The following is a 13260-nucleotide window of genomic DNA, read 5'->3' on the forward strand; positions in this document are numbered from 1 at the left end:
CGGCGTGCGTAGCGTGCGCACATCTGGAAGCGCTCCCAACACCGCCAAATGTGGGTATTCCGGCACTAATTGTTCGCGGGGGAACGATTGATGGTCACGCCTGCCTTAGCGCGCCTTGATCCGGATCGCCGCGCCGCGCTCGACCGCCTGCTCGCCGCCCGCCGCGCGGGCGCGGGCGGCGCGCCCGACGCCATCGCGCCGCGGCCGCCCGGCGGCGGGCTCGTCGCGTGCTCGCCCGCGCAGCGGCGCATCTGGGTCGCCGACCGGCTCGGCGCCGCCCCGCCCGCCACCTTCGGCCTGCGGCTGCGCGGCCGGCTCGACGTGGCCGCGCTGCGCCGGGCGTTCGCCGCGGTCGCGGCCCGGCACGAGGCCATGCGCACCGTCTACGAGGTCGTCGGCGACCGGCCCTGGCAACGGGTTCTGGAACGCACCGAGGTCCGCCTCGACGTGTGCGCCGGCGACCCGCACGCGATCGCCGCCGAGGCCGTCCGCGAGCGCTTCGACCTCGCCACCGGCCCCGTCTTCCGGGCCACCCTGGTCGAGACCGCCCCCGACGACCACGTGCTGCTCTTCGTCGGCCACCACATCGCCTTCGACGAGCACTCGGTCGACCTGGTCCGGCGCGAGGTCGCGCGGGCCTACGCCGGGCACGACCTCGGCGCCCCGCCCGGGCTGCAGTACGCCGACTACGCCGCCTGGGCCGCCGCCCGCCCGGTGCCCGAGGCGCACGCCCGCTACTGGCGGGAGCGGCTGGCCGGCCTCGGCGACACCCGCCTGCCCTTCGCCCGCGACCACGCCCCCGGCGCGCCGACCCGGGCGCTACGGCTGGAGCTGGCCCCGGGCACCCTGGACCGGCGGCGTGGGGCCACCCCGTTCGCCGCCCTGCTCGCGGTGCTGTCCGACGCGGTGGCGCGGTACACCCGCGACCCCGACGTCAGCATCGGCACCATCTCGTCGGGCCGCCCCCGGGTCGAGCTGGAGCCGGTCGTGGGCTGCTTCCTCAACCCGGTCGCGCTGCGGACCGACCTGAGCGGCGCCCGCGACCTGGCCGAGGTCGCGCGCCGGACCCGCCGCACGGTCACCGAGGCGCTCGCGCACGAGGTGCCGTTCGAGACCGTCGGCCGGAGCACGCCGCTGTTCCGCGTCGCCCTGCACCTGCACCAGCCGCGCGCGACCGAGGCGTGGCCCGGCCTGCACGCCGAGGTCTGGCACCACGACGTGCCCGCCGTCGAGCAGGACCTCGTGGTCGAGGCCGTGCCCCGGCCGGACGGCGGCGCCGAGCTGGCGCTGCGGTACACCGACCTGGAGGACGGGGCGCTCGAGCACTTCGCCGAGCACCTGCGGATGCTCGCCGAGGGGCGCGCGCCCGAGCCGCCGCGGCCGACCCGCTGGCGTCGGGACCCGCGCACCGTCCTGGACCTGATCGACGCCCAGGCCGCCCGCACGCCCGGCGCCGTGGCGCTGGAGTGCGCCGACGGGCAGACCCGCACCTACGCCGAGCTGATGGCCAACGTGGACCGGCGGGCCGAGGAGATCTCCGGGGTGCTAGTGCCGATCGCCCTGCGGCGCACGCCCGAGCTGGTCGAGGAGGTCCTCGCGGTCTGGCGGGCCGGGGCCGCCTACGTGCCCGTCGACCCCGGCTACCCGCCCGCCCGGCAGGAGCTGATCCGGGCCGACGCGCGCGCCGGCGACCCGGGGGCGGGCGTGGCGTACGTGCTGCACACCTCCGGCTCGACCGGCCGTCCGAAGGGCGTGGTCGTCGAGCACCACGCGCTCACGAACTTCGTCCTCGACATGGCGGCCCGGCTGGGGTCGCGGCCCGGGCACCGCTGGCTCGCCGTCACCTCGCTCAACTTCGACATCGCCGGGCTGGAGCTGTTCCTGCCGCTGGTCACCGGCGGGCGGATCGTGCTCGCCGACGAGGAGGCCCAGCGCGACGGGCACCGCCTGGACGCGCTCATCGCCCGGGCCGGGGTCACGCACGTGCAGACCACGCCGTCGCGCTGGCGGCTGCTGCTCGCCGCGGGGTTCGACCGGCCCGGCGTCGTCGCGCTGGTCGGCGGGGAGGCCCTGCCGCTCGCGCTGGCCCGGGAGCTGCGCGCGAAGAGCCGGGCCACGCTCAACGTCTACGGGCCTACGGAGACGACCATCTGGTCGGCCGCGTGGCCCGTGCCCGAGCACGCCGACGAGGTGCGGATCGGGGAGCCGATCGCGTACACCCACATCCGCATCTGCGACGAGGACGGCCGCGAGCTGCCGCCCGGCGCGGTCGGCGAGCTGTGCATCGGCGGGCTCGGCGTGGCCCGGGGCTACCTCGGCCGCCCGGCCCTGACCGCCGACCGGTTCCGGCCCGACCCGTGGGGCGCGCCCGGCGCCCGGCTCTACCGCACCGGCGACCTGGCCCGCTGGGGAGGTGACGGGCAGCTGCGCTTCCTCGGCCGGGCCGACAACCAGATCAAGCTGGGCGGGCACCGCATCGAGCTCGGCGAGATCGAGGCCCACCTGGCCGCGCTGCCGGGCGTGCGGCAGGCCGCGGTCGCGGTGCGCGACGACCGGCTGGTCGCCTACGTCGTCGGCGCCCCCGAGCGCAACGACCTCGCCGAGCAGTTGCCCGGGCCCATGGTTCCGCGGGTGTACGTCACCCTCGACGCCCTGCCCCTGACCCCGAACGGCAAGCTCGACCGGGCCGCGCTGCCCGATCCCGCGCCGGCGACCGGCACCGGCGTGGCCCCGCGGACCGACACCGAGCGCCTGGTGGCGGACATCTGGGCCGAGGCGCTGAACCGGTCCGACGCCGTGACGTCGGACGGGACCGTCCTCGACTTCGGGGTCGAAGACGACTTCTTCGCGCTCGGCGGGCACTCGCTGCCGGCGATGGCGGTCGCGGCGCGGCTCTCGGTCGCCTGCGGCTACGAGGTCGCCGTGCGTACCGTGTTCGCGCACCCGACCGTGGCCGCGCTCGCCGCCGCCGTGGACGAGCTCGTCGCCGCCCCGGACCGCACCCGCGACGTGCCGGTCACCCCGCGGGCGGATCCGGCCGCGCCCGCCCCGCTGTCCCCGGCCCAGCTGCGGCTGTGGTTCCTGCAGGTGCTGGAGCCGGACGACGCCGCGTACAACATGGCGCTCGTCTACCGCCTGCGCGGGCTCCTCGACGCGGACCGGCTGCACCGGGCCCTGGAGCTGGTCGTCGCGCGCCACGACACCCTGCGCACCCGCTTCTTCGCGGCCGACGGCGAGCCCCGCCAGGTCGTCACCGGCAACCGCCCGGCGCTGGAGCGCGGCGCGCCCGCGGACGTGGCCCGCTGGACCAACCGGCCGTTCGACCTCGGCTCGGGGATGCTGCTGCGCGCCGGGCTCGTCCCGGTGGCGGACGACGAGCACGTGCTGTGCCTGGTGATGCACCACATCGCCGGCGACGGGCGCTCGCTGGGGATCCTGTGCGAGGAGCTGTACGCCGCCTACGCCGGAGAGCCGTTGCCCGAGCTGCCGGTGCGGTACACCGACTTCGCCGAGTGGCAGCGGGCGCGGGGCGACGAGCGCGACCTGGCCTACTGGACCCGGCGGCTCGCCGGGGTCGCGCACCTCGACCTGCCCACCGACCGCCCCCGCCCGGCCGTGCAGACCTCGCGCGGCGCCCACGCCCGCCGCCGCCTCGGCGCCGGGGCCGCCGACGCGCTCGACCGCCTCGGCGCGGCCCACGGCTGCACCTTGTTCATGGTGCTGCTCGCCGGCTACCAGGCGCTGCTGGCCCGGCACACCGGCCAGAGCGACATCAGCGTCGGCACCTCCGTCTCCGACCGCGCCCGGCCCGAGCTCGCCGGGCTCATCGGCATGTTCGTCAACACGCTCGTGCTGCGCACCGACCTGTCCGGCGACCCGTCCCTCGCCGAGCTGCTCGGCCGCGTGCGCGAGGTCGCCCTGGGCGCGTACGCCCACCCGGAGATCCCGTTCGAGCGCCTCACCGCCGAGCTCGGCCTGCCCCGCGACCCGTCGCGCACCGAGCTGTTCCAGACCATGCTGATCCTGCACACCGAGGAGGGCGCGACCACCGGCCTGCTGCCCGGAATCGCCGCCGAGCACGCCGAGGACGGCCTCGCCCAGGCCAAGTTCGACCTCATGCTCGACGTCTGGCGGGAGCCGGACGGCATCCAGCTGTCCCTCAACTACCGCACCGACCTCTTCGACGCCGCCACCGCGGACCGGCTGCTGGCCCGGCTGGAGCGGCTGCTGGCCGCCGATCCGGCGCGGCGGCTGTCCGAGGTGGACCTGCTCGGGCCGGGGGAGCGGGAGGAGCTGGTCGCGCTCGGCACCGGCCCGGCCGGCGACGCGCCCGACGTGGTGCGGCTCGTCGCCGCCCAGGACCCGGCCGCGGTCGCCGTGTCGTGCGGAACCGCGTCGCTCACCTACGGCGAGCTCAACGAGCGGGCCGCCCGCCAGGCCGGGTGGCTGCGCGCGCAGGGGGTGCGCCCCGACGACCGAGTGGCCGTGCTCATGCCCCGCTCGCTCGACCTGATCGTCACGCTGCTGGCGGTGCTGAAGGCGGGCGCGGCGTACGTGCCGATCGACCCGCGCTACCCGCAGGCCCGCCGGTCGCTGCTGGCCGAGGGGTGCGCGGTGACCGTCGGCGCGGTCGCGCAAGGGGAACCGTTCGAGTCCACTGTGGACCCGGCGCACCTGGCCTACGTCATCCACACCTCCGGCTCGACGGGCACGCCGAAGGGCGTCGGGGTCACCCGGGAGGCGCTGAGCTCGCGCGTTTCGTGGATGCGGCGGCGGTACCGGCTGAGCGCCCACGACGTCGTCGCGCAGTTCGCCACCGTCAGCTTCGACACCCACGTCGAGGAGGTCTGGCCGACGCTTACCGCGGGCGCCCGCCTGGTGCTGCTGCCGCCCGGGGAGGACCTGCCCGAGCTGCTGGCGCGCGAGCCCGTCACCGTCCTGGACCTGCCCACGCCCTACTGGCACGAGCTCGTCGGCTCGGGGGTGCCCTGGCCCGCGGCGCTGCGCCTGCTCATCCTGGGGGCCGACACGGTCCGCGCGGACCGGCTCGCCCAGTGGTACGCCGAGGTCGGCGGCCGCGTCGAGCTGCTCAACACCTACGGCCCGACCGAGACGACGGTCATCGCGACCACCGGCGCGCTCGGCCCGCGCGAGACCTCGATCGGCACCCCGATCGCCGGCACCCGGGTGTACGTGGTGGACGAGCGGCTGCGGCTGACCCCGGCCGGCGTCCCGGGCGAGCTGTGCATCGCCGGCGACGGCGTGGCCCGTGGCTACCTGGGCCGGCCGGGGCTCACCGCCGACCGGTTCCGCCCCGACCCCTTCGGCCCGCCCGGCGCCCGCCTGTACCGCTCCGGCGACCGCGCCCGCTGGCGCCATGACGGGCTTCTGGAGTTCCTGGGCCGCCTCGACGACCAGGTGAAGATCCGCGGCTACCGGGTCGAGCCGGGCGAGGTCGAGACGGTGCTCGGGGGCCTGCCGGGTGTGCACCAGGCCGCGGTCGTCGTGCGCAACGGCGCCCTGGCGGCCTACGCGGCCGGCGCGGGCCTCGACCCGGCCGCGCTGCGCCGGGAGCTCGCCGAGCGGCTCCCCGCCTTCCTCGTGCCGACGCACCTGACGGTGCTGGACCGCATCCCGCTCACGGTCAACGGCAAGGTCGACCGGGCCGCCCTGCCCGCGCCCGTCGCCGCGGCCGGCGGGTACGTGGCCCCGCGGACCCCGGCCGAGGACCTCGTCGCTCAGGTCTGGGCCGGCGTGCTGGGCGTGGAGCGGGTCGGCGCGAACGACGACTTCTTCGCCCTCGGCGGCCACTCGCTGCTGGCCATCGCCGCGGTCGCCAAGCTCTGCGCGGCCACCGGGCGGGACATCCCGGTGCGGGCGCTGTTCCTCGTCCCGACCGTCGCCGGGCTCGCGGCCGCGGTGGACCGGTACCGCGCCGAGGAGCCGGTGACCCGCCGCGGCCTGACCCGGGGCCCGCTGTCCTACGGCCAGCAGCGCCTGTGGTTCCTGCACCATCTCGACCCCGCGGACGCGTCCTACAACATCGCCGTCGCCTACCGGCTGCGGGGCCCGCTGGACCCGGCCCGGCTGGAGGCCGCGCTGAACACGGTCGTGGCCCGGCACGAGTCGCTGCGCACGCGCTTCCTCCCCGGCGAGGACGAGCCGGTGCAGGAGGTGACCGGCGCGCGGCTGGTGCTGGAGCGCGGCGACGACGTCGGGGCCTGGACCAACCGGCCGTTCGACCTCGCCTCCGGGCTGCTGCTGCGCGCGGGGCTGCGGGTGCTCGGCCCCGACGACCACGTGCTCGGCCTCGTGGTGCACCACATCGCGGCCGACGGGCGCTCGCTCGGCGTGCTGGTGCGCGAGCTGCGGGCGGCGTACGCCGGGGAGGCGGGGCCGGAGCCGCCGGTGCAGTACGGCGACTTCGCCGTCTGGCAGCGCGGGCGGGACGAGGACGACCAGCTGGAGTACTGGCGCGGCCAGCTGACCGGCGTGCCGATCCTCGACCTGCCCACCGACCGGCCGCGGCCCGAGATGACCGGCTTCGACGGCCGGTTCCTGGTGCACGACCTGCCCGCGAGCCTGGCCACCGGGGTGCGCCGGATCGCCGCCGAGGCCCGGTGCACGCCGTTCATGGTGCTGCTGTCGGTCTACGAGGTGCTGCTGGCCCGGCTCACCGGCCAGGACGACTTCTGCGTCGGCACCCCCATCGAGAACCGGCCCCGCGTCGAGGTCGCCGACCTGATCGGCTTCTTCGTGAACACCCTGGCCCTGCGCGCCGACCTGGCCGGCGACCCGACGTTCCGGGAACTGCTCGGCCGCACCCGGGACACCGCGCTGGCCGCGTACGCCCACCAGGACGTGCCCTTCGACCGGCTGCTCGCCGCGGTCGACGTGCCCCGGCGGCTCAACCGGACGCCGCTGTTCCAGACCTCGTTCACGCTGCACACCGAGGAGGCGGCCGGCACCGACGTGCTGCCCGGGGTCGAGGCGGAGTTCCACGACCCGGGCGCGCGCCAGGTGAAGTTCGAGCTGAGCCTCGACGTGTGGCGCACCGCTGACGGCCTGCGCCTGGTGCTCGGCTACCGGGCGGACCTGTTCGACCGGGCCACCGCCGAGGCGCTCGCACTGCGCTTCGAGGCGCTCGCCACCGCGCTGCTGTCCAACCCCGACGCCGCACTGTCGACGGTCGACGCGGGCGGGGACGCCGCCGCGCGGGCCGCGCTGCTGCGGTCGGTCCGGGCGCCGCGGGCCGTGGCGACGGCCGCCGAGACGGTGTACATCCCGCCGCGCGACGCCGCCGAGGAGCTGGTCGCCGAGGTGTGGCGGGAGGTGCTCGGGCTGGAGCGGGTCGGCGTGCACGACGACTTCTTCGCCGTCGGCGGCCACTCGCTGCTGGCGATGAAGGTGGTGGGGCGCCTGCGGGCGGCCACCGGCACCGAGGTGCCGCTGCGGACCGTGTTCGCCCATCCCGTCCTCGCCGAGCTGGCCGTGGCCGTGGAGGGGCTGATCGTGGCCGAGCTGAGCGCACTCACCGACGAAGAGGCCGAGCGGCTGCTGGGGGAGACCGCATGACGACGCTCTCGCCGGCCAAGCGGGCGCTGCTCGAACAGCGCCTCAAGGGGCGCTCGGCCCGGACCGTCCCCGCCCTTCCCGCCGGGACGCCGCCGCCGCTGTCGTTCGCGCAGGAGCGGTTCTGGTTCCTCGAGCAGCTCGCCCCGGGCAACCTCGCCGCGGTGATCCCGATCGTGCTGCGGCTGCACGGCGACCTCGACCGCGGGCGGCTCGCCGACGCCATCTCCGGGGTCGTGGCCCGGCACGAGCCGCTGCGCAGCCGGTTCGCCGACGCCGGAGACGGCCGGCCCGAACTGCGCATCGACGAGCCCGGACCGGTACCGCTGCCGCTGTTGCCCTTGGAAGGGCTGGACGCGCACCTGGCGGAGCCGTTCGACCTCGCGGCCGGCCGGCTGCTGCGCCCGGCCCTCGTCGAGCTGGCCCCGGGCGACCACCTGCTCGCCGTCGCCGTCCACCACATCGTCACCGACGGCTGGTCGATGGACCTGTTCGCGGGCGAGGTCGCCACCCTCTACGCCGGGGGCACGCTCCCCGAGCTGCCGGTGCGCTACGGCGACTACGCGGCCTGGCAGCGCGCCAACACCGGGTTCCCGGCGAGCGTCGACTTCTGGCGGCGGACCCTGGCCGGCGTCGAGCCGCTCGACCTGCCGACCGACCACCCGCGCCCGCCCCGGCAGACGTTCACCGGGGCCGAGCACAGCCTCGCCCTGGGCCTGCGCGACGAGCTGTCGGCACTGTCCCGCGACCACGGCGTCACGCTGCACATGACGCTGCTGGCCGCGTTCCTGGCGGTGCTCGGGCGGCTCACCGGGCAGTCGGAGTTCGCCGTCGGCTCGCCGGTGGCCGGGCGGCAGCCGCCGGAGCTGGAGCGACTCATCGGCATGTTCGTCAACACGGTGACGGTCCGCGCGCCGCTGGCCGGCGACCCGACCTTCGCCGAGCTGCTCGGGCGGGTGAAGGAGGCGTGCCTGGACGCGTACGCCCACCAGGACCTGCCCTTCGAGCAGCTGGTGCAGGAGCTCAACCTGCCCCGGGACGTCCGCCGCTCGCCGATCTTCCAGGCGCTCTTCGCGCTGCAGAACTACGACGAGTACACCGGAACGGACTGGGGCGGGCTCACCCCCGGGCACTGGCCGGCCCCGGTGTCCGCGACCCGCTTCGAGCTGGAGCTGTACGTCAGGGAGCACCCCGGCGAGCTGTGGGCGACGGTCGTCTACAACACGGACCTGTTCTCCCACGACACCGCGGTCCGCTTCGCCGGGCACTTCCGCCGCTTCCTCGCCGAGGTCGCCGCCGACCCGTCCCGGCGGCTGTCCGATGTGGACCTGCTGGAGCCGGACGAGCGCGCCGCGGTGCTGCGGGCGCCGGAGCCGGTCGAGCTGCCCGCCGCCACCGTGCCGGCGCTGATCGAGGCCCGGATGGCCGAGCGGCCGGACGCCGTGGCGCTCACCTTCGCCGGTCGGCACCTGACCTACGGGGAGCTCGACGAGCGCTCGGCCCGGCTCGCGGCCCGCATCCCGCGCGGCAGTCTCGTCGCGGTCTCCACGGACCGGTCGTTCGAGCTGGTCATCGCGCTGCTCGCGGTGCTGCGGGCCGGGGCCGCCTACGTGCCGCTCGACCCCGAGTACCCCGCCGACCGCCTGGCCTTCATGCGCGCGGACTCCGGCGCGCGGCCGCTGGACGACGCCCTCGCCGACCCGGACGGCTTCGCGGGGCCGGGGCTCGACGACATCGCCTACGTCATCTACACGTCCGGCTCGACCGGCCGGCCCAAGGGCGTGCCGAACACCCATCGCGGCCTGCTCAACCGGCTCGACTGGATGCAGCGCCGGTTCCGGATCGGCCCCGGCGACGCGGTGCTGCAGAAGACCCCGGCCGGCTTCGACGTCTCGGTCTGGGAGTTCTTCTGGCCGCTCATGACCGGCGCCCGCCTGGTCCTGGCCCAGCCGGGCGGCCACCGCGACGCCGAGTACCTGCGCGACCTCATCCGGGCCGAGCAGATCACCACCGTGCACTTCGTCCCGTCGATGCTCGCCGTGTTCCTCGCGACCGAGGACGTGGCCGCGTGCACCTCGCTGCGCACGATCGTGTGCAGCGGCGAGGCGCTCCCGGCCGACCTGGCCCGCCGCTGCGTGGCCACCCTCCCGGCCGGCCTGCACAACCTCTACGGGCCGACCGAGGCCGCGATCGACGTCTCCGCCTGGCACTGCGACGGCGACGCGCTCGCCGGCCTGGCCCGGGTGCCGATCGGCGCGCCCATCCAGAACGTCGCCCTCTACGTGCTCGACGCCCGGCTGCGGCCCGCCCCGGTCGGCGTCCCCGGCCAGCTGTTCATCGCCGGCATCGCGCTGGCCACCGGGTACCTCGACCGACCGGCCCTCACCGCCGAGAAGTTCCTCCCGGACCCCTACGGCCCGCCCGGCCGCCGGATGTACGCCACCGGCGACCGGGCCCGGATGCGCCCCGACGGCACCGTGGACTTCCTCGGCCGCCTCGACACCCAGGTCAAGCTGCGCGGCCTGCGCATCGAGCTGGGCGAGATCGAGACCGCGATCCGGGCCCAGCCCGGCGTCGACGACGCCGCCGTGGTCGTGCGCGAGGACCGCCTGGTCGCCTACGTGGTCGGCCCCGACGCCGACCTGCGCCCGGCGCTGAAGCAGCGCCTGCCCGACTACATGGTGCCGGCCGCGTTCGTGCGGCTCGACGCGCTGCCGCTGACCCCGAACGGCAAGCTCGACCGCGGCGCCCTGCCCGCCCCGACCGTCACGCGCAGCGCCGAGGTCGCGTTCGTCGAGCCCGCCACCGACGCCGAGCGGCTCGTCGCCGGCGTCTGGCAGGAGCTGCTCGGGGTGGAGCGCGTCGGGGCCGGCGACGACTTCTTCGACCTCGGCGGGCACTCCCTCGTCGCCACCCAGGTCGTGGCCCGGCTGCGCAAGGCCGGCGGGCAGGTCTCCGTGCTCGACGTGTTCCAGCACAAGACGCTCCGCGAGCTGGCGCGGCGGCTGGCGGAGCCGGACCGCGGGCCCCGGCGGCTGCTGCACGAGCTGACGCGGCCAGTCCCGCCCGAGCGGCGGGTGGCCTCGATCGTGGCGGTGCCGTACGGCGGCGGCAGCGCGGTCGTCTACCAGCCCCTGGCCGACGCGCTCCCGGCCGGGTGGTCGCTGCACGCGGTCGCCATCCCGGGCCAGGACATCGGCGTGCGCGAGGCGGCGCTGCCCTTCGAGGAGCTCGCCGCGCGGCTCACCGCCGAGGTGCTGGAGCGCGTCGAGGGCCCGCTCGTCGTCTACGGCCACTGCGGCGTGGGCTCCTCCGTCGCGGTCGAGCTGGCCCGCCGGCTGGAGGCCGCCGGGCGGACCGTCGAGGCCGTCTACATCGGCGCGGTGTTCCCGTTCGCGCGCCCCACCGGCCGGTTCAGCGGGCTGCTGGCGCGGCTGGCCGGGCGCGAGGCGCTGCTGTCCAACCGGGTGTACGAGAACTGGCTGCGCTCGATGGGCGTCGAGATGGCCGAGTTCGACAAGGACGAGGCCGACCTCATCATCGCCAACATGCGCGAGCACACGCGGCTGGCCGAGGAGTACTTCACCGGCCTGTTCGCCGGGCACGTCACCCCGCTGCGGGCCCCGATCGTGTCAGTGGTCGGCAGCCAGGACTCGCAGACCGAGTTCTACCGCGAGCGCTACCGGGAGTGGCACTTCCTGACCGGGGCGACCGCGCTGGTGGTGCTGGACGAGGGCGGGCACTTCTTCCTGAAGTACCGCGCCGAGGAGCTCGCGCACGTCGTCACCGAGGTGCACCGCACCGACGAGCGGCTGCGGGACCCGCAGGGCGGCTGGGAGGTGGCCGGTCGTTCGTCCACCGTGGAGCGGACCGAGGGGCCGGAGCCCAGCCTCGGCCGATTCATGGCGGTCGCGGCCGGGCAGCTCGTGTCGATCGTCGGCTCGGCGCTGACCGAGTTCGCCATCCCGCTCTGGATCTACCTGCAGACCGGCTCGCTGGTGCGCTTCGCGGTCTTCGCGGTGCTGGGCCTGGTGCCCGGCATGCTCGTCGCCCCGGTCGCCGGGGCCGTCGTCGACCGCTTCGACCGCCGCCGCGTGATGCTCGGCGGCGACCTCGCCGCCGGGGCCAGCCAGGCCGTGCTGCTCGCGCTGGCCCTCACCGGCACGCTGCGGGTGGGGCACGTGTACGGGCTGCTCGTCGTGCTGTCGGTCGCGCTGACGTTCCAGCGGCTGGCGTTCTCCTCGGCGGTGCCGCAGCTGGTGCCCAAGCGGTACCTCGGCCACGCCAACGGCATGGTCCAGCTCTCCTTCGGCGCCGGGCAGTTCCTCGTCCCGCTCGTCGCCGCGGGGCTCCTGGCCACCGTCGGCCTGCGCGGGGTGCTGCTGCTCGACGTGGTCAGCTACGTCGTCGCGGTCGGCGTGACGCTCGCCGTGCGGTTCCCGAAGACCCTGGCCTGGGTGCGCCGGGAGACGTTCTGGCAGGAGGTCGCCGGCGGGTGGCGGTACGCGCTGGGCCCCGGCGGCCTCCGCCCCGTCCTCGTGTTCTTCGCCGTGCTCAACCTGTTCATGACCCCGCTGTTCCTGCTGCTCTCGCCGCTCGTGCTGTCGTTCGCCGACCTGGGCGCGGTGGCCCGGGTGAGCACGGCCGGCGGCCTCGGCGCGGTCGCCGGCGGCCTGCTCATGAGCTTCTGGGGCGGCCCGCGGCGGCAGCGGGTGCGCGGCATGCTGCTGGTCGTGCTCGGGCTCGCGCTGTGCAGCGCGCTGCCGGGGCTCCGGCCGAACGAGCTGCTCGTGGCCGCCGGCGCGCTCGGCATGTCGCTCGGGCTGACCCTGGCCAACGGCGTGTACACCACGATCGTCCAGGTGAAGGTGCCGCAGCGCTTCCACGGCCGGGTCTTCGCCGTCAACACCGTCATCGCGTTCTCCACCATCCCGATCGGCTACGCGGTCGTGGCGCCGCTCGGCAGCCGCCTGCTCGACCCGCTCATGGCGCCCGGCGGCGCGCTGGCCGGGAGCGTCGGCGGGCTGATCGGCACCGGACCGGGCCGCGGCACCGCGCTGCTGTTCCTGCTGCTGGCCACCGTGATGGTGGTGCAGGTGCTGGTGTCGCTGCGGCTGCCGAGCCTGGCCCGCTTCGACGAGCGGGTGCCCGACGCGGCCCCGGACGACCTCATCGGGGCCCAAGTCCGCCAACGCCGCAAGGAGCACACCCATGGATGACTACGTCGTCGTGCGCAACGACGAGGAGCAGTACTCGATCTGGCCCGCCGGCGACCCGACGCCGCCCGGCTGGCACGCCTCCGGCTTCCGCGGAGCGCGCCAGGAGTGCCTCGACCACATCGACCTCGTCTGGACCGACATGCGGCCGGCGAGCCTGCGGGGGGAGCGGAGATGACGCCGGAGGAGGCCGCGGTCGCGCGGATCTGGACCGAGCTGGGGCTCAAGCCGGCGTCGGCCGGGGACGACTTCTTCGACCTCGGCGGCGAGTCGCTGACCCTGGTCGGTTTCCTGGCCCGGGTGCAGCACGAGATGGGCCTCGAGCTGCCCGTCGACGAGCTGTTCGAGGAGGACCTGACCGTCGCCTTCGCGGCCCGGGTGATCGACAGGGCCCGGATGGCCGCGGCGCTGGCCGAGCTCGACGGCATGTCCGACGCCGAGGTGGCCCAGCTGCTGAGCCGGGCCGACTAGC

General features: G+C 75.8%; 4 protein-coding genes. All 4 read left to right on the forward strand.

Going from position 1 to position 13260, the window contains the following annotated elements; translation table 11 throughout:
- Nucleotides 1–90: 90 nt before the first annotated feature.
- The 4 genes from ACPPVO_RS05605 to ACPPVO_RS05620 are packed head-to-tail and all read left to right on the forward strand — an operon-like array spanning nt 91 to nt 13259.
- Entirely contained in the window at nt 91–7575 is a 7485-nt protein-coding gene (locus ACPPVO_RS05605) for an amino acid adenylation domain-containing protein (RefSeq protein ID WP_426510192.1), read from the forward strand.
- Nucleotides 7572–12791: an amino acid adenylation domain-containing protein gene (locus ACPPVO_RS05610; protein ID WP_426510193.1), complete on the forward strand. Its 5220-nt coding sequence runs from the start codon at nt 7572–7574 to the stop codon at nt 12789–12791. The genes ACPPVO_RS05605 and ACPPVO_RS05610 overlap by 4 nt, the downstream gene beginning before the upstream one ends.
- A complete protein-coding gene (locus ACPPVO_RS05615) occupies nt 12784–12966 on the forward strand; it encodes an MbtH family protein (protein ID WP_426510194.1) in 183 nt (60 codons plus the stop codon). Before ACPPVO_RS05610 ends, ACPPVO_RS05615 begins: the two co-directional genes overlap by 8 nt.
- Nucleotides 12963–13259, forward strand: coding sequence for a phosphopantetheine-binding protein (locus tag ACPPVO_RS05620; RefSeq protein ID WP_426510195.1), 297 nt, complete (start codon nt 12963–12965; stop codon nt 13257–13259). The genes ACPPVO_RS05615 and ACPPVO_RS05620 overlap by 4 nt, the downstream gene beginning before the upstream one ends.
- Nucleotide 13260 lies beyond the last annotated feature (1 nt).

It is taken from the genome of Dactylosporangium sp. McL0621 (assembly GCF_049995355.1).
Lineage (GTDB): Bacteria > Actinomycetota > Actinomycetes > Mycobacteriales > Micromonosporaceae > Dactylosporangium.